The organism is Mucilaginibacter gossypii, assembly GCF_900100945.1.
Taxonomy (GTDB): Bacteria; Bacteroidota; Bacteroidia; order Sphingobacteriales; family Sphingobacteriaceae; genus Mucilaginibacter; species Mucilaginibacter gossypii.
In genome coordinates this window covers 116,648-135,489 of record NZ_FNCG01000008.1, presented here as the reverse complement: position 1 = coordinate 135,489, position 18,842 = coordinate 116,648, and the positions used below count along the sequence as shown (strand labels likewise).

The window sequence follows — 18,842 nt, the reverse complement described above, 5'->3', positions numbered from 1 at the left end:
CCGATAAAGTAATTTGGTATATTGCATCACCTTAAATCACTCATAATGAAAACACTAAACCTTAAACTGTACTTTCTGACGGTATTGCTGGCGAGCTTTTTCCTAAGGGCGAGTGGCCAGGACACTGATGCGATGTATGCCCACTTTATCGATGTTGGCCAGGGACAGGCGATCCTGTTGGAATTCCCGAAAGGCGCTGTGTTGATTGACGCGGGCGGGCAGAAAGATATGAAAGAAAAGCTGCTGTTTTTTTTAGGGCAGTTCTTTGCGCGCCGGACTGATCTGAACCGGACGCTGAATGGTGTCATCATCACGCACCAGCATGTAGACCATGACCAGGGCCTGAAGGACATCGCCGGAAGATACAAAGTCTTAAATTATGTGGATAATGGGCACCATGACCCGCACGGTAGCGGAAAAATGCAGCCTTGGATGGAGCAGCATGTCGGTGAGTTGCATATAAATTATGAAGCGATTACTTATGATAAGGTCACTGCAGGGCATAACCTGCAGGGTTTGACCAACGGTAATATTGATCCGGTTACGGGTTCGCCGGTTGATCCGCTGATCACGGTTTATAGTGGCGCTTTTTTGCCGGGCGAGGTAAGCGATATGAAGGAAAATAACCATAGCCTTGTGGTGAAAGTGATGTACGGTCGTGCGAGTTTCCTGTTTATGGGTGACCTGGAAACAAGTGGTATTGAAAAAGTAACGGACTATTATAAAAACACGCCGAAGGTGCTTAAAGCGGATATTCTGCAGGTGGGGCACCACGGTGCTAAGAACGCGATGACGAAGGATTGGGTAAAGGCGGTACGTCCTAAATATGCGATCATCAATTGCGGGCAATGGAACTGGGGAGTAAATGCGGACAGCACGGCGCAGAAATTCACGACGTATGCTTACGGGCACCCAAACAAAAAGGCAATTGATCTTCTGGAAAATAATATGACGGACAACAGGCCACAGCCAATAAAGGTAATGATCGGCATCAGTGGAACGGACCCGCATGATCCAACGGTAAAGCCGGTATTCAAACAGGCGACTATCACCAAAAATATTTTTGCGACCGCATGGAACGGTAATATTAATATCAAGGCGACCCCTGATGGTCAGTATGCGGTGATAAGCGACCGGTGAATGACGTCGCATACTGAAAATTCAACTGTTAGCTTTTGAATTGTTTCCAATTTGTTCAAGGCGCTGGGCAAAGAAATCTATTTCTCAAAACAGTACAGTGACAATTTTACTCCGCTGGATGAAGTTGACTTGGATGCCCTGAGTATTTGTGCAGGATTTGATGATAAGGCTTAGAAGAAAAGAAATAAGGAAGAAGAAACCGGAATAAAAATAAGTTATGGGCTGTACAAACCTGACCGGTTTCTCGCTGACATCAACCAACTGTGGCGTTAAATAGATTTAGAATACACAACTAAAACACCGATGCAAGCTAAAAAAGACTAGCTTGTTCCGGTCCTGTATTTTCCTGGCCATATATCGGTAATTTTTTACCCCAATCGTAAAATGCATCTGCTACAATTCCTTCAGGCTTCGGTTTACGGCTGCGAATGGAATACACCGGATAATGTGCAATAGCTTCAGACGGCATTTCATAATGAAAAAACTCATCCATATCATCATCGCTCAGATCATCAAGTACCCACGCATGTTCCATTTCAGGGGGCAGGAACAGTGGCATCCGGTGTTTATTGTCACCGGAATTGTGTATCCAACTCATTTTATCATTGGCATGCCTGGTGATCATGGTAAATGATGCCATGTTATAGATATCTCCGGTGTGCTGATCTACTTCCTGGCTAACCTGGTAAAGTGCAGGCACATAAAAACCCTTGCGACCTTCCAAACTGATATGATAAGGTATCTTATTTTTAAAGCCCTTAACTTCTCTGTGTTCATAGATACCTGTAGCCGGGATTAAACAACGGTTGTGGCGCAGCTTGTACCAATAAGATTTTTTATCTCCAATGATCCTTTCCGAACGTGCGTTAACCATATTGGAGCGCTGCATTTGCCGTTCACGCGGATCGTCGATATAGGTAGGAACTACACCCCAGCTCATATTGGCGAGTACTAACGCTTTCCTATTAACCACTATAGGGTGCGTAGGCAATATCTCACAGGTTACATGCACCATGTCATTTGGATAATGCGCCAAATTCGGGGCAAGTTGAATACCCTTAAAGTCTTGGGTGACGATCTGTATTTCTGAATGAAAGCTGATATCTCTGCACATAAGCTATTTGATCATATCATAAAAAAGAGCCGTATGACTTTGCTCACCCGAGGTAATCTCTGCTTTTAAACGGCCATGCTCCACAAATATACGCACATCATAATGATCTTCTTTTTTCATGCGGATATGGTGAATATACGCAGAAACACTTTTCACATAAGCTTTTTGCAGCCTTTTTTCGTGACGGGCATCTATTGTTCCATTAAAGAACATAGTTATGCCGGATTCGTTTTTTAAGAGTTTAACAATCCCTTGGTATTGGTTCAGATCAAGCAGGTTCTGCGCTTTACCCTCGTTAGGCCGTAATTCCTGTTCATGGTAATGTGCTTCCTGTTCATTAGCATAAGCTGACAGTAAAAAGGTTTTCTGCAGTGGCTGGCCCGGCCATTGAAAGCGCTGGATAACCACAAAAGTCTTGCCTACCCCCATGAGTTTCTTCAGGGTGTCTTCCTTAATGCGCAGAAATGGGTTATAAAACAAGCTATCAGTCATTTAGCTCTGCTCTAAAATTATTTTCAAATATAAACAAAATGCTAATATTTTTAGTATTAGTTTTGTTATCCGTTTTCTGAACGAATAAAAGCAAAATAATCATGTGATTAAACAGTGAGGTTATACTAAAATCCGAAGGCACAAATGAGCACAGACCGCCAGATCATCCACATGGACCAGGACGCATTTTTTGTATCCGTTGAGGTTCGTAAAAATCCAGAACTAACAGGCAAACCGGTGATTATCGGTAGCCTGTCGGATCGTGGTGTGGTTGCGTCGTGTAGTTATGAGGCCCGCAAATTTGGTATTCACTCAGCGATGCCTGCCCGAATGGCGCGTATGCTTTGCCCGCATGGTATCTGGATCAGGGGAAATATGGACGAATATTCCAAGGCTTCGCACGAGATCACAGAAATCCTGAAAGAAAATGTGCCGCTCATTGAAAAGGCCAGCATCGATGAACACTATATCGATATGACAGGCATGGATAAACATTTTGGTACGCTGCTTTATGCCAAGGAATTGCGAGCCAAAGTCATGCGGGAAACGGCATTGCCAATTTCATTCGGTCTTTCGGTCAATAAAACTGTTTCCAAAATGGCGACTAACGAATGTAAGCCAAATGGTGAACTAAATATCGAAAAGGCCGTTGTACAGCCTTTTCTGAATCCTCTATCCATCCGCAAAATCCCCGGCTTAGGAGAAAAAACCTTCATTAAGCTGAGCGATATGGGTATCAAGCGGATCTATGAACTTTCGCAGGTACATCCGGAATATATGAACAGTATCTTGGGTAAGAACGGCATTTGGCTATTGAAAAAGGCGAAAGGCATAGATGATTCGCCGATTATTCCCTATCAGGAGCAAAAATCCATCGGTACACAAACAACTTTCAAAAATGACAGCATCGACCTGGTAGCCATCAATTACCTGTTAACTTCCATGGTTATGGAGCTGGCCTTTGAACTGCGTCAAAAAAAGAAACAAACTGCCTGTATCACCGTGACGGTCCGCTATTCCACAAGGGAAGACGTTACTAAACAGGCCGTTATTTCTTATACGGCTTTAGATGGACCGCTCATTAAAAAGGTGAAAGAATTATTTAAGGCGGCCTATCAAAAAAGATTGCTGATCCGGCTTGTTGGCGTTCGCCTTTCAAATCTGGTCAATGGCTTTGAGCAAATCGACCTTTATTCGGAATCTGAAGAACAATACAGCCTTTGCCAGGCGATGGATAAAATACGCCGCCGGTTCGGCCCTGATTCCATTAAACTGGCTTCCGGTATCAATCTTAATCTTTAATGCCCATGTACCTGAACGTTCACTCCCAATATAGCCTTCGCTTTGGCACTATGTCAATCCCGGCATTGGTGGAGGAAGCTATTGCTTGCGGTGTAACCCAGATGGTACTCACGGATATCAACAATTCAACCGGCATCATGGAATTTATGCGGGAGTGCGGCGAAAAAGGTATTAAGCCCATCGCCGGCCTGGAATTCAGACGGGATAAACGCTTTCTTTACTTTGGTATTGCCAGCAATAAGGAGGGAATGAAGGAATTAAATGATTTCCTGACGGAGCATAACCTGGAACAAAAGCCCTTACCTGATCTCGCACCTGCATTTGTAAACGCTTTTATTGTTTATCCCTATGGGCATGAGGAACCGCTGAAGGAAAACGAATACCTGGGCATCCGTTATGGTCAGCTTAACAGCTTATTTAACAAAGACCTAAGCCCGATCAGGGAAAAACTGCTGGCTTTGCAGCCGGTCTTTATCGCTGATAAAATTGAATACCGCTTACACGAATACCTGCGGGGCATTGATCTAAACGTGGTACTGACAGAAGTAACCGCGGAAGATAAGTGTGCCCCCACTGATAAATTCCTGGCACCCGGTCAACTGGAAGCTAAATTTTCCAGGTATGCCTTTATACTGGACAACACCCGGAACCTGATGAACCGCTGTGTAATGGATTATCCCAAAGGCAGGGTTAATTTAAACCGCAAAACATTTACCGGCAATAAGAAAAATGACCGGGAGCTTTTGGAAAAACTGGCGATCAGCGGTATGGAGTATCGCTACGGCAAATCCAATAAAGAAGCGCTGCGCCGGGTTAAACATGAACTTAAAGTTATTTACGAACTCGATTTCTGTGCTTATTTCCTTATTACTTGGGATATTATCCGCTACTCCAGCTCGCAAGGCTATTATCATGTGGGCCGTGGTTCCGGGGCGAACAGCATTGTGGCCTACTGTTTGAAAATAACGGATGTTGACCCTATTGAACTGGACTTATATTTTGAACGGTTCCTGAACGCACAGCGTACTTCGCCGCCCGATTTCGATATTGATTATTCCTGGGATGAGCGGGAAGATGTGCAGGATTATATTTTTAAGCGCTATGGCAGTCAGCATACCGCTTTGCTGGGAACCATGTCTACCTTTAAGGACCGCAGCATTATTCGCGAGATCGGTAAGGTCATGGGGTTGCCTAAGTCCGAGATCGACGGCTTCACTGACCAAACGCGGGCGGCGGTTAATCAAAACAACGATACATTCAGAAAGATTGTCGCCATTCATGAACGGATGGCCAATATGCCGAACCAACGCTCCATCCATGCCGGGGGGGTATTGATAACCGAAGATCCAATCACTTATTATACAGCACTTGATCTGCCACCAAAGGGAATGGCAACCGTACAGTGGGATATGTATGAAGCCGAAAAGATCGGCTTCGATAAGTATGACATTCTGAGTCAGCGGGGTATCGGCCATATCAAGATGGCGGTAAAGTTGGTCGAAGAAAACCAGCAGCGCAAGATCGATATCCACCAGGTCAAGAACTTCATGAAAGACCCTGCGGTCAATGCCAATTTAAGGATAGGGAATACAAAGGGTTGCTTTTACATCGAATCGCCGGCAATGATCCAGCTCAACCGAAAACTGGGTTGCGATAACTACCTCATACTTGTCGCCGCCAGCTCAATCATCCGACCCGGTGTAGCTAGTTCGGGAATGATGGGAACTTATATCAAGTACCATCATGCTCCGGATACCGTGCAATACCTGCATCCGGTCATGGAAGAAATATTAAAGGAAACTTACGGCGTCATGGTTTACCAGGAAGATGTGATCAAGGTTTGTATCCATTTCGCAGGCATGGATGGGACGGATGCCGATATTTTAAGGCGGGGAATGAGCGGCAAATACCGGTCTAAAAAAGAATTTGACAGATTGGTGGAAAGGTTTCATCAGGAAGCCATTGCTTTGGGCCGTCCGGAGGATATTGTAAAGGAAGTGTGGCGACAGGTATCTTCCTTTGCGGGGTACAGTTTCTCCAAAGCGCATTCTGCCAGCTTCGCTGTGGAAAGTTACCAAAGCCTTCATCTTAAAACATATTACCCACGCGAGTTCATGGTCGCTGTCTTGAATAATTACGGTGGGTTTTATGATCGGGCGCTATATGTGCAGGAGTTGCAGCGCTCCGGGGGGATTGTACATCTGCCATGTGTAAATAACAGCGACAGCATTGTCAATATTATGGGTGTAGATGTTTACCTCGGCTTTGTGGGTATTCACGGTTTGAACGAAACGTACATTGAACTGATCCCGGAAGAGCGCCGGAAAAACGGACTATACCAAAGCCTGGAAGATTTTATCAAAAGAACCTGTATGGGTTTGGAGCAGGCTATCACGCTTATTCGCGTAGGAGCGCTCCGGTTTACCGGAAAGAGCAAAAAGGAATTATTGTGGGCCATACATCTTTTATTGGGAGCTAAAGCAAAGCCCAACAATAATGCGGAACTATTTTGCCTGGAGGCAAAGAAGTATTCCCTGCCTGTACTTGTCAATACACAATTGGAGAATGCCTATCACGAATTGGAATTGCTCGGCTTTCCTTTAAGTGTGACCATGTTCGAACTACTGCAAACCGATTATCGCGGCGAAGTGGGTGCTAATGACCTGATCAACCATGTCGGGCAGGTGGTTAGGATGGTCGGTCAGTACGTATGTGAAAAAACAGTTCAGACCAAAAACAATAAAAGAATGTGGTTCGGCAATTTTCTGGATGTAGAAGGAAACACCTTTGACACGGTACACTTTCCAAACAACACACCTGTTTATCCCTTCCGTGGCGCAGGCTGTTACCTGATACTCGGTAAGGTCGTTGCTGAATTTGGCTTTGCCAGCCTGGAGGTGCTTAAGTTTGCCAAGTTGCCAATCTTACCTAACCCTGTTATTTCTTAACTGATAGAAAATGGACAGAATAAATATTAAATGCTCAATTGAAGGCCAGGAGGCAGAACTGCAATTAGACAAAAAGGCGATGCCTGGCGAGGCTGGACCTTGTTTTATGATTACAGCAAACGGTTGCTTTAAAGGTTATATATCGCGTCAGAAAAACGGTAGCTATAAATCTTTAGGAACTTCATATTATACAAACACGGATTTACAACTCATCACTGATCAATTAAGTAAAAGTGCTCAATGAAGCATTTTGTCGTTTCCATAAGTGTGGTGCTTTTTTACGCAACGTTAATAAGCATGTTTAAGCCATGTTATCCAGAAGGAACAATTGGAAGCAGCGCAAGCACTTCAGGCATCGGTAGTTCGGATAAGTCATTATCACCAAAAACCATAGTATCTAAGTGGGTTGACGACGCTATCTTAAAACAAAAAGCCGTGTCTGAAATATCGCCGACACCACATTTTTCAAGTTATGAGTTTCACTATCAGGAAAAAGTATTTGGAGTAATCGAAATTCCTGTATTTCCATATGATATGCCGCTAATTGCTATCTTATCAATGAAAGGAATATTACCCGACATTCTCTGACCTTCAAGGGCTACCGGGAATAATCTGTATCATAGATAGGAACTATAACTACATTTCGTTTTTTGCAACGGGCACGTACAGATCAATAAACAACTGGCCCAGCCGGTGGTCGCTGGATTTCATGACCTGTTTCCGCAGGTAATTTTTCAGCGTCTTACTCACTCGGAATTTTTGTTTGTAATAGATGGTCATGTGGACATACAGCCAATTGTCGTCAAATTTCGAGTAATCGAATCCGTCAAGGTCCGTTACCCAGCGATAGTAATCATCCATCTTTTGGAGGGCTTCAACCAGCTGTGCTGACAACAAACGTTTATAGCGGAAAGAAAAGTTAAGAAATTCGTCCAGACGGTGATCCGTGTAAAATCCCGGCTCAAATATCCGGGGTTGCCGTCCCTTTTCGGCCAGCATGAGCATTTCCAGTTCATACTTACCGGTGAGCTGCCGAGTCGGTTTTACCAAATCATTCAGCACGGCCCAATAATAGACCTCGCCTTTAAAATGGTGGCGCAGGTTGTATAGCAAAAACGTGGCGATCTCGCTTTTTTGCTGCGCGTCCGCGACATAGCGGTGAAGGCTGCAAATTTCATTCACCGAACCATGATCTTTTTGGAAGGTCTCGTTAACGAGGTAGGTCGATTGGATCTCCTGCCATTCATCCTGCGTGAATTGCAGTTCCAACCAGCGGGAACGGCCGATATTGTAAAATACGTTGAGCAACTGATCGCGGGAAGTCGTTTGGTAGGTGAACGCAAAATGCAGGAACTGCTGCAGCACAGCTGTCTCCATCTGCGGGGCATTATTCCGGATGAAATAAGCTAAGGAGGTAGACAATTCAAACTCGTGCAAATGTTTTTGAACTTTTAGAAATGGCAGCAGGTGATTGCAGATAGCCGCAATCTCATCCTTTGTCAGCTCCAGGATGCCGGCGATCGTCAGCGCATTGCCGAACATCCCGCGGTAGCGCGGCCATACACTTTCTGCCCCTTCATGGTTTCCGTCTTCAAATTGTGCTGCCAATACGCCGTAATTTTTGAGCATCTTACAGAACTGCGGTACAAAGGTTCCTGTTCCGTTGCGTTCATACCCTGCCACCTTTACATCATACCTGCGCCGGTACTTGATCAGTTCATCTGTCTTACCGTAGGCGACGATCTTATCAACGATGGGATCTGTGAAGTGGAGCAGCTTGCCGCCCAATGTAGTTTTACAGGTGTAGGACGCAAAAAGCCCCTCTACAAAATAATTCGTGAACGTGTTGATATTGGAGAACTCATCGATCATGATATAATTTTGCTCGATAAAAGACACGGTCTCAAAGTAAAGATCGAGCATAGACCGGGTATCATCCGTCCAGCCGCCGTTCTGATCGACCTGGTGGTCTTTCATTTTTTCTGACAAGCGTTTCATTTCACTGGTTGCCTCATCCAGAAACGCACCTTTATGCAGGTAATCAAGTATGTTGTTCAGAGAGGTTTCGTTACTGACCCGATAAATATCTTCCAATTTAATACTGCGCAGTTCGGTGCCAAGCTGGTCCCCGATACCCATAGAATGGTATCGAAAGCGAAGCAGGCTGCCCAGCAGGGAAAGGTTATAATTGGCAATGTAATAGGTAAGCCATTTCCGGTTTTGTTCCGCATCAGCCGCTACCTGTTTTAATATCGTTACCGTGGTGGTTAACTGGCCGTGAAGGTAAAAGGTGTATGCATTTTTTAGCGTCGGAGCCGGATCAGCGGTGAGCGCTGTCAGTTGCTTTATTGACTCGTCGAATTCCGCGCGGTGGAAAGTACATACAGCACACGTGCAGGCGGTGGTTTCCAGGATCGGCAGGTCCAGGGGCCGCCCATCCTTAAAGGTGATCGCATGCACGAAGTTACCGCGCAAAAATTGAAGCAAATTACGGATGGGACGGTCACCATCCTGGTCGGGCGCTTCTTCGCCAATGTATAGTTGCCCCTCGGTTTGCAGGCCCACAAACAGGTCATACAGTTCCTGGTTGTCGGTGTTCATTGTAAATGGTCTGCCCCTGTCGTCATAGTTGGCCTCGGTAATGATGGGGTAATGAATGCAGAATAATTTCTTCGGTAGGAGGCGGATGTCGCTGAACCGCTTATTTAGGTAGTCATGAAGCTGGTCGATCACCGGCATGTTGCGGTCAACAGGGACCAGTTCAGGGACCGGCTGCTTGCCGGTCCTGGCGAGTTGCCTTGCCGAAGGGAGGCCAATCGACGTCAGTCCGGTGATCGCGGACGAAAGGCTGGTAAAGTAGGTAATCGTAATACCCGGATAAAGTGCCACGATGTCGGTATGGATGACGTCCTCATTTCCGGGAGCGGCATAATCGGTATGGTTAGCCGATAAAAAATACAACTCGGGCTGAACGGCTGCACTGATTTCCTCTAAGGCGGCAAACAGGATCACTGCATCGTTGTCGCTTGCCTCCTTCCTGCGGAACGGCGCTTTTTTCGCTTTCTTCTGCATCCACATCTTTCCGGCTGCGGCGGTCTCATCCGTAATCTGTTTGGCAGTTTCTAATAAGCGGTCGATGGCTTCAACCTGAGATCGCAGCATCTTGTCTGCCGCAGTCAGTTCGGCTTCGCCTATTTCGGGTGTTTTCAGAAATAGTTTGGCGGTCTTAAGCGCCTGCTGGTGGTTTTTCAGCACGTGATCTATCTTTTTGAATTCTTCTACGCGATGCTTTAGCCATTCCTGTTTGAGTGTAGCGGGGCAATAAATCAGAATGTCGTCCTGCTTTTGCCATTTAAGGAGCTGATCCAGATAGCCGCTGAATTCTATAGGGGAAACCAGCTGTTTTAGTATGCTCGTGTCGATAAGGATATTTTTTGCCATCTGGAATATTAAACGTTAAAGATAGCAAATGATCGTCAGGCGCATGCTTTGATATACATTCATAGCTATATACCGCAATAATATATTTTCACAAATCCTTTCCAGGGTCAGAAATATTATGCAACTTTGATACTAATAATATCAATTTAATTGATATTATTAGTATCAATCAAATGAACCACTGGGGTGAGAATATTTGTTTTCTACGCAAGCAGCGCAACCTGAGCCAGGATGCGCTCGCCGCTTCATTGGCGATCAGCCGTGTAAAATTGAATGCGCACGAAAACGGCCGGACGGTGAACCCTACCGCCGCGGACCTAGTGACGGTCTCCGAATTTTTTGAGATACCGATCGATCCCCTTTTGAAGATCAGGTTGGATACATTAAGTGAAAACGAATTGCAATCGCTCACTGCGGCGGGTGCAGGGCAGCCTACTGGCCATGACCTGCGCGTACTGGCAATTACCGTTAACCCGCAAAACGAAGAAAATGTAGAATTTGTTCCGGTCAAGGCGAAGGCCGGCTATCGCGCAGGCCACCGTGATCCGGAATACCTGGCAAGCCTTCCCAAATTCAGTTTTCCCGATCTGCCAAAGGGAAGAACATTCAGAATGTTTCCTACAACCGGCGATTCTATGCTGCCTATACCGGAAGGGAGTATTGTGCTGGCATCGTATGTTACCGACTGGTTGTCGATCAAAGCGGATACCCGCTGTATCTTGATATTAAACAGCGAGATGGAATTCGTTTTTAAAAAGGTGACGGTGTTAAAGAATAACAGGCTGCTGCTGATGTCGGAAAATGCCCGATATATACCTTACGAGGTAAAGATGACGGAGGTGCTGGAAATATGGGAATATGACCGTTTTATCAGCCAGGAGATCCCGGAAAGAGGAACCGACCTCGACGAGATCAAATCCATGCTCGGCGAGATGCGACGGCAACTTGAATTGCGGTAGGCGAAAGACGACATTCGCAAAGGTGATGTATACCGTAAAATTGCGGTAATGTAGACATGTTAACAATTAATAATTAGGTTTGCCCCGATTTTTGATACATTTAATGTACAGGGCTAGCTAAACAAAAGAATAAGATGCTGGATATAAATTTTCAAAGGTTTCTCACTCATCTGAGCTTCTCGGAGCAGGACCTGGCGACGGGTACCCTGGATGAAACGACCTTTGAATACAAAGTCGATACGGCAGACCGCCTTTCTGTAAAATATATCCTGACCCCAACCAAAGACGATATCTATAGGGAACATAAATCCCTATGGAACCGCAACCGGGACAACGTTTTTATAGCGGTTACCGGCGAGTATTCGTATATCATCAATGTCAAGGAAAAGCCGGAGGCCGGCCGGCCGTTAAAAAATTCGGTTTGCCTGAAGAGCTTCGATTATGGGGTCAATTCGATCGGATTCGAGGGGATTGCGCCGTCGGAGATATCAAAACAATATATTGATTCGGCATTCTTCTTTGACTTTGTCAGCAAAAATCAGCGCAAGGGACAGGAAGTAGACAAAGATCTGTTGCTAAACTTATTGCAACTCAAGACGGACCTGATCAATGATACGAACGAGGAGGTGGTGCATCTGCTTATCCTGCGTTGTATATTTATTAAATATCTGGAAGACCGCGGTATTTTTGAGGCTGACTATCTGCTGAGCATATTAAAGTCCGGCGACCCGCAACGGCTGATCGGCGCCTTTGATGAAATTAAGAAGATAAACGGCGATGTCTTTAAATATGACGACTTCAAGGCGGGCGACCTGTTGAAGCGTTACCTAACACAGTTGGCCTTGTTTTTCGAAACGGATTATCGCAGCGGGCAGCATTTTCTTTTTCCTTACCAGTTCGACCGTATCCCGATACAGTTGATCAGCCATGTTTATGAAGCTTTTCTAAAGGATAACAGTAAGAGGCGCAAAGGCATTTATTATACGCCGTCTTTTCTTGTAGAGTTTATGCTCAGGCAGGTATTCGACAGTGAAAACAAAGGCGGCTTATCATCAGCCAAGTGCCTGGATGCCGCAGTGGGCTCCGGCGCATTCCTGGTCGAATGTTTTAAGAGCATCCAGGCATCTTTCGGCAGGTCCCTCACGTTTGACGAAAAGAAATTTATTTTAGAGAACCAATTGTATGGTATTGACGTCGACCGGAAGGCGCTGCAGATCACGGCGTTCAGCCTTTACCTCGCTTTGCTTGAAACGGAAGACCCGGAATTCATAAGGCATGAGATCAAACACGCCCATCCGATCCTCCCAAGCCTCATCGGCAAAACTTTGATCCACGGCAATGCAATTACCGACGAAATATTTCCGGGCATGACCTTTGAATATATTGTATCAAATCCTCCCTGGGGTTCTGTTCCCAAAGAGGAAGACGTTCTGGACGAACAGGAGGCGGTAGAGATCCGTAAGGAACGGAAGATGATCTCGAATAAAGGAAAGGGTAATGCCATTTACGCCAGTGTTTCCGACTTTGAACGTTCGCAAGCTTTCCTGCTTGGGTTCCGGAGATGGTCAAATGCAGGTACGAGGATAGTTGCCGTAGTAAAAAACTCTATATTCCTGAACGACAACGCCAGCAGGTTCCGGGCGGACCTCCTCAGTAACTATGGCATTGAAAAGTTTTATGAACTTTCCCACTATAACAAGATACTGTTTAAAAAGAAACCTATTGGGTCTGTCAATGGCGAAACGATCGAACTAGGAGCCAGTGAGCCTTGCGCAGTAATCGTTATGGTGGAGCGTGCAAAAGGTACGGAGTCCGATAACCATGTTGCATATTGTTCGCCCAAGCTTTCTAATTTTTCCGAAAAGTTCGAATTGATCCATTTTACCAGTAGAGACATATTTTCTGTTAAGCAACAGGAATTGATGGAAGATGACAGAATTTGGAAAGTCTTGGTAAACAGTGATATGGATGGCCTTGATGTCATTAAGAAGCTACTTCCACAAAATGATCTGGTGATTGAGGCCAGAACCGGTTTCCAGCCAAAGTCCAACATGGCTTCTCTCGGAGATCCTATTTGGAGAAAATTGGTAGAACCACAGAATTTCGGGCAATTTGAGAGCGTCTCTCCAAACGGACTGGAAGATTTCAACTGGAACCAGGGACTGCACCGGAGGCGTGAAGCGGACATATTTGAAGGCAACCGCATCATCGTACCTGTCAGGCCTTTAAAGTCCGACGCCATGCTTTTCCGCGGTGCGATTGTGAGCGACAACATTGTCCATAAGGATAATATTTTAGCGATCAAGTTTGCAGACCGGGACGGCTACATTGACGACTACCTGCCCTACCTGGCTATTATCAATTCCCAGCTTATTGGATTTTTGTTTTATCAACTATCCATACAATGGGGCAAGGGCGAAGGAAAGAGGGACACCCTTCGAAACATCGATCTTGAAAAACTGCCTATAAAGGTGCTCAAAGATGACAGTATCAAGCAACAACTACGTGACCTTGTATTAAAAATACAGTCCCGTTTAAAAGCGGGGGATTCTTTCCATAATGAATCGCAGTTGTTGAATGATATCGTTTTTGCCCACTACGGCTTGCTGGATTATGAAAAAGAGGTCATCAAAGAATTTTATCAGGTCAATGTCGACCACGCCGCGCCTCCGTCCAGCCTGGTGACGGGTCAGAACATGAGCGATTACTTTGATGCTTTCGCCAAGGCGTTTTCACTGGTACTTGCGCCGCAGCACGGCCTGGCGGCGACCTACAATATTTCACTTAACATGGGTTCGGTGATCTGCCTGCGCATCACATCCAACGATCAATGCGGCAAATTTGAGCGGGGGGACGACCGCCATATCATCAATTTTGTCAAGAACGGGCAGCTCAAAAAGGCGGATGCGCTGAAGATCCTGGAAGAAGATAAAGTGAAGCTGTATGAAAAGGACAAGTTTTACATCATCAAAAGCAATCAGTTTAAGGATTGGACCGTCAGACAGGCGATCGTTGATGCCAAGGAAGAAATCGAGCAATTTATTAAACACTTAGCCTAACGGATGATGTCTTCTGCAGCCGATTTTATCAAAGCTAACATTGGATATTTTGGCTATTCTTCGAAACAGGACCTGATCGAGAACCTGTACCTGAGCTCCCTTATTGACAGCTATACGCGGATCGCACACACGATCACGACTGAGAACGAAATACGCGACCGATTTATGGCGGACCTTTACCAGACCCCTTCAAAGCTGAAGGACTGGCTCGACCAGCGGCTGATGTATCTTGACTGGGAGAACTGGAAATTTACGCCGGAGCTTAAACTGGCCAGGGCTGATATTTCTTTTAAGATCAGCGGTTGTGAGTTCATTATAGAATGCAAACGGCTTAAATATGCCGATAACCTGTATTTCGAGGAGGGACTGTCGCGCTTTATTAAGCATCACTACGCCAAGGGCGACGAATTTGCGGGCATGATCGGTTTTGTCATCAACGACAGGGACGATGACATCCTGAAAGGCCTGAAGGCCAAGGTCAAAAATCATGACCACCTATCCACGCCGTTCAGTACAGGTACCTTCGCCGGGCTGCCGGCGAGTTTCCAAAGTTCCCATACGCGAACGGATTCTACGACGATCCATGTATACCATTTATTGTTTTCATTTGCGGCGATGGCTGAAACACAGGCCGAACAGGCTGAATAATTAAGGATGGTCAGCTTCAGGATAAATGAAAGTCAAGATGTTCCCCCAGGATATTGGCGACTTTGATAGCGTTCAGCCATCCCCCGCAGCATTCCGGGCTTAGACATATCGTGATTTGCGCCGCGGCGGCTTCCTTTTTGCTGAGCCACCGGCCGAATGCGTGAATGAACTCATCGGAATAAAGCCGGATGGGGTTTTGTCCGTCCGGTTTGGTGAAGAAATAGTCGATATCTACGTTGATGATCCATTTATCCGTCCCGTTAATTTCCAGCTCAAAGAGGTCGTAGAACTCTATCTCCCGGTGCTCCGGCTTAAAATTCAGGTCGCCGTCCTTTTGTGTGATGAAGTAAGCAAATGCAATGACCGGGGTTTTCTCAAGGAATAGGTTGATATAGTTGTCCCAGCGCAAAATTTGCAGGTCGCCCATACTCGTCTTTTTCCTGATCCCGGTCAGCTTCGCCAGGGGTGTAGTCTTGCAGTCAAACTTCAGCAGCTCGGCATCGCCTGGGACATATTTTGCTAGGTCGTAGTACCGGTCGAGGTGCAGCAGATCAAACCGGCCGGAAAGATCCAGCTGGCTCCAGCACCAGTAGGCGCATAAATGGTTGTCGAATAACCATAGCTTTCCGCGCCCGGCCGTATCCTACGATACGGCCTCTCGGCTGCCAATGCGCTTTCGCTAATGCTTCGCAAAATTTCCGGTGTTTAGGCGGATAATGTTTCGTCCCTGTACGTCAAATAACCTTCGCTTGTCTTGCCGGCACGGTTCGCCAGGCGACAGGACAAAGGTTGGGGGATGCGGAATTTTTAGGTCACAAGGCAGGACAGGAGGTGGGAAAGAATTATTTTAGTGGTGGCTATCAGACAAACTCATAAAAGAAGTATTTTTCCTTATTTAATAAAGATATTCCTTTGTAAATCAATACATATTATTTGTATATTGGCCTAACTTAATCCGGTTCACCATATTCACTTTGCTGTTATTGCTCAACAAAGCCTGTCCCGGGTCATTTCGAAATAAATCCCTGGATTATGCAACCGGACTGGAATTATTTTTACGACGAACTGATGTATTACCTGGCTGTATATTATGGAGATAGTGACCACCCTATTTCGGGCCAAATTGACCCAGGGGTTAGCTGACTTTTGGGTTGCAGCAAATGCTATAAAAGCACGTACAAAAATAGTTATTTAAAAGGTAATTTCATTAGTGGCTGTTTTCCGGTTCAATACTACGCTTTCTTCTCATAGATTCTCCCTTTAGTTCGATACGGTGTGCATCATGAACGATCCGGTCGAGGATCGCATCAGCAACCGTTTTTTCACCGATCACTTCAAACCATTTACTGACTGGTAGCTGCGAGGTAATGATCAGCGAGGTCTTTCCGTGCCTGTCTTCAATGATCTCCATTAGTGCCGCCCTGCTTTGTGCATCAAAAGGCTGGATACCAAAGTCGTCGAGTATGAGCAGTTGCTGTCTTTCGATCTTAGCCAGCTCTTTCATATAGGAGCCGTCCGCCTTAGCCATCTTAAGCTTGGCAAATAGTTTGGGCGTACTGGTGTACAATACCCTGTAGCCCAATACACAGGCCTGGTAGCCCACAGCAGAAGCAATATAGCTTTTACCGATACCGGTACTCCCGGTGATCAGCAGGTTCTCGAAGCGGTCAACAAACGTACAATCCGCCAGGCGCATGATCTGGTTGCGGTCAATACTTCGGTCAGCATGATAGTGAACATCTTCAATTGAAGCTTTATAGCGGAACCGGGCATATAGGATCGTGCGTTCAATACGCCTGTTCTGCCGGTCGTCCCATTCTGCATCTACCAGGTGGGCCAGCAGTTCATCTGCCGTGTAATCGTTTGTTTTACCGGTTTCCATGCTGCTTTTAAAGGCATGGAACATGCCGAAGAACTTCATCTTCCGCAGTTTGTCTAAGGTGCTTGTGTTCATGTTATTGTTGTTTTAAATGGTTATTTGTAATAGTCTTTTCCCCGGATATTACCATGATCAGGCATGGGTAGCTCATCGGCAAATATGCTTTCCTCATAGTTGTCCATCTTGTTTTCCAATATGGTTTGTATCGTTTTATAGCTATAAAGGCCATAACTGAGCCCTCGCTGACAGGCCATTATTAACCGGTCGTTCCCTGCTTTTTTTGCAAAGCCAAGTACCCCCAGGCAGGACTTGTAAGCCTGTTCGGGGTGTTGTTTACGCTCCAGTATCTGATGAATATATAGCCTGACATCTTCATGGATGGAGGCCGCCCAATTCAGGAACATATCTGGTGTCCAGTCACTTTTAAAGCGGTGAGCGCTGGCCATATGTTCTTTGTCGGTAGTATACCCGTAGGGGTTCTTTTCGCGCGAGTGCAAAGCGATACGCTCATAATTGGAGTAGATCTCTACAATGGTACGGGAATATAACAGCTTAACCCGCTTGCCAATAAAGCGGTAAGGCACACTGTAATAGTGCTTATCAGGGCCGAGATTGACATGGCCGTTTTTGATCACCCTGGCATAGAAGTGCTTTTTGAACTGGTAACGCAGCACAGGCAATGATGCCAGGGTCTGGCGCTCGATCTCTTCAAACTGTAGTTTCCTGCTGTAATTACGCCCCTTGAGCAACTGGCTGTTATGGACTTCCAGGGCCTGCCAGATCGCCGTATTGAGTTCTGTTAAAGAATGGTAGATATGCTTGTTTAAAGGGGCGTATACCTTGGTATAAATGATCTTAACGGCGCCTTCTACTAATGCCTTGTCACGCGGGCGGTACGCCCGCGCTGGTAATATGGTAGTCCCATAATGGTCGGCGAAGTCTTCAAATGTTTCGTTAAGGGTTGGTTCATAGCGGCTGCTTTTGGTTACAGCCGCCTTCAGGTTATCCGGTACAATGGCGGCAGGAACGCCGCCGATAAAGTGCAGGGTATTCTCGCAGGCTGCGATAAAGTCTTCCTTTTGCTGGCTCATAACAGCCTCTACATAGGTGAGCTGGCTGGCCCCAAGGATTGCTACAAAGACTTCTACTTCAATGACTTCGCCGGTTTCCTTGTCCGTATAGCTCATCTTTTCACCCGCAAAATCGACGTATAGCTTGTCACCGGCCTTGTGATCCATGTGCATGGTCGGGTTGACCCTGGTCTTCCATTGGTTGTAATACGTGCAAAACTGGGTATACTTATAGCCGTCGGGAAACTCTTTGATATAAGCTTCCCACAGGAGCTGCCGGTTCATACCGGTCTTTTTGAGCTCTTTATCGACGTGTGGAAAGCAGCGCAGCATGGATTGCATACGGCTGCTTGGCTGGTTGTTTTCCCTGGTCTTGCCGAAAATGTCTTCCAGTTCCTTATCATTCAGGCTATTAACTTCTTCAAAGGTAAAGCCGCTCTTCTTAAGGACGGCCAGGTACTTTCTTACGGTATTCCGGGATGAATCAATCTGGGCAGCTATAAATCGCGTGCTGCGACCCTGGCTGTTCATCCTTAAAATCTTTCTAATCTTACTCATGCTGATTGTTAAATTGGCCATCTTAGACAGGCCTTTTGCCCTCAAAAGATGGTTACTTCTACAGCATTTGCTACGCGTTTTGGTGGGTCAGTTTGCCCCGAAATGCCCTGGTCAGTTTGCCCCGAAACAGTGGGTCAGCTTGCGCCGAAATGGTGTGGTCTCATTCATCATAATCTCCATAGGAGGTACCTGGGTTTAAATCAAATGTATGAAATCAAGTTTTTGTTTGCAT

The 18,842-nt window shown here is 45.9% G+C and carries 14 protein-coding genes and 1 pseudogene; 9 read left to right on the top strand and 6 right to left on the bottom strand.

Going from position 1 to position 18,842, the window contains the following annotated elements; genetic code table 11:
* Positions 1-45 precede the first annotated feature (45 nt).
* The gene (locus BLS28_RS16205; RefSeq protein WP_091169384.1) at positions 46-1,140 is read left to right on the top strand and encodes a ComEC/Rec2 family competence protein; all 1,095 of its coding nucleotides are present in this window, start codon (positions 46-48) and stop codon (positions 1,138-1,140) included.
* 310 nt (positions 1,141-1,450) lie between these two features.
* Here BLS28_RS16205 and BLS28_RS16200 read toward each other — a convergent pair whose 3' ends face one another.
* Both BLS28_RS16200 and BLS28_RS16195 read right to left on the bottom strand, forming a co-directional pair.
* Positions 1,451-2,254: an SOS response-associated peptidase gene (locus BLS28_RS16200; RefSeq protein WP_091169381.1), complete on the bottom strand. Its 804-nt coding sequence runs from the start codon at positions 2,252-2,254 to the stop codon at positions 1,451-1,453.
* Between the two features lie 3 nt (positions 2,255-2,257).
* On the bottom strand, positions 2,258-2,746 hold the full coding sequence (locus BLS28_RS16195; protein WP_091169376.1) for a hypothetical protein: 489 nt from the start codon (positions 2,744-2,746) through the stop codon (positions 2,258-2,260).
* 144 nt (positions 2,747-2,890) lie between these two features.
* Between BLS28_RS16195 and dinB the strand changes: the two genes are divergently transcribed.
* Genes dinB through BLS28_RS16175 form a run of 4 tightly spaced genes read left to right on the top strand, consistent with a single transcriptional unit; the run spans position 2,891 to position 7,584 of the window.
* A complete protein-coding gene (gene dinB / locus BLS28_RS16190) occupies positions 2,891-4,048 on the top strand; it encodes a DNA polymerase IV (RefSeq protein ID WP_091169372.1) in 1,158 nt (385 codons plus the stop codon).
* 5 nt (positions 4,049-4,053) lie between these two features.
* A complete protein-coding gene (gene dnaE / locus BLS28_RS16185; RefSeq protein ID WP_091169728.1) occupies positions 4,054-6,996 on the top strand; it encodes a DNA polymerase III subunit alpha in 2,943 nt (980 codons plus the stop codon).
* Positions 6,997-7,006: 10 nt separating this feature from the next.
* Positions 7,007-7,240 carry a hypothetical protein gene (locus BLS28_RS16180; protein ID WP_091169369.1) on the top strand — a complete coding sequence of 78 codons (234 nt, stop codon included), beginning with the start codon at positions 7,007-7,009 and terminating at the stop codon, positions 7,238-7,240.
* Positions 7,237-7,584, top strand: coding sequence for a hypothetical protein (locus BLS28_RS16175; RefSeq protein ID WP_091169366.1), 348 nt, complete (start codon positions 7,237-7,239; stop codon positions 7,582-7,584). The genes BLS28_RS16180 and BLS28_RS16175 overlap by 4 nt, the downstream gene beginning before the upstream one ends.
* 48 nt (positions 7,585-7,632) lie before the next feature.
* Here the strand turns inward: BLS28_RS16175 and BLS28_RS16170 are convergent, their stop codons facing one another.
* Positions 7,633-10,437, bottom strand: a complete 2,805-nt coding sequence (locus BLS28_RS16170; protein ID WP_091169364.1) for a PIN domain-containing protein — start codon at positions 10,435-10,437, stop codon at positions 7,633-7,635.
* Between the two features lie 173 nt (positions 10,438-10,610).
* On the opposite strand from BLS28_RS16170, the pseudogene BLS28_RS31595 reads away from it, so the two are divergent.
* From BLS28_RS31595 to BLS28_RS16155, 4 genes and pseudogenes are all read left to right on the top strand, one after another.
* A pseudogene (locus BLS28_RS31595) lies at positions 10,611-10,790 on the top strand (helix-turn-helix domain-containing protein); the annotation flags it as partial.
* 21 nt (positions 10,791-10,811) lie between these two features.
* Positions 10,812-11,396 carry a S24 family peptidase gene (locus BLS28_RS16165; protein WP_256337455.1) on the top strand — a complete coding sequence of 195 codons (585 nt, stop codon included), beginning with the start codon at positions 10,812-10,814 and terminating at the stop codon, positions 11,394-11,396.
* Between the two features lie 134 nt (positions 11,397-11,530).
* Positions 11,531-14,455 (top strand): HsdM family class I SAM-dependent methyltransferase, encoded by a 2,925-nt coding sequence (locus tag BLS28_RS16160; protein WP_091169359.1) that lies wholly within the window; start codon positions 11,531-11,533, stop codon positions 14,453-14,455.
* A 3-nt stretch (positions 14,456-14,458) separates the two neighbouring features.
* Positions 14,459-15,103, top strand: a complete 645-nt coding sequence (locus tag BLS28_RS16155) for a hypothetical protein (protein WP_143020787.1) — start codon at positions 14,459-14,461, stop codon at positions 15,101-15,103.
* A 16-nt stretch (positions 15,104-15,119) separates the two neighbouring features.
* On the opposite strand, the gene BLS28_RS16150 is transcribed toward BLS28_RS16155, so the two are convergent.
* From BLS28_RS16150 to istA, 3 genes are all read right to left on the bottom strand, one after another.
* Positions 15,120-15,530 carry a hypothetical protein gene (locus tag BLS28_RS16150; protein WP_091169353.1) on the bottom strand — a complete coding sequence of 137 codons (411 nt, stop codon included), beginning with the start codon at positions 15,528-15,530 and terminating at the stop codon, positions 15,120-15,122.
* Positions 15,531-16,310: 780 nt separating this feature from the next.
* On the bottom strand, positions 16,311-17,057 hold the full coding sequence (istB, locus tag BLS28_RS16145; RefSeq protein ID WP_091169351.1) for an IS21-like element helper ATPase IstB: 747 nt from the start codon (positions 17,055-17,057) through the stop codon (positions 16,311-16,313).
* A gap of 20 nt (positions 17,058-17,077) precedes the next feature.
* On the bottom strand, positions 17,078-18,610 hold the full coding sequence (istA, locus tag BLS28_RS16140) for an IS21 family transposase (RefSeq protein ID WP_256337454.1): 1,533 nt from the start codon (positions 18,608-18,610) through the stop codon (positions 17,078-17,080).
* Positions 18,611-18,842: the final 232 nt, after the last annotated feature.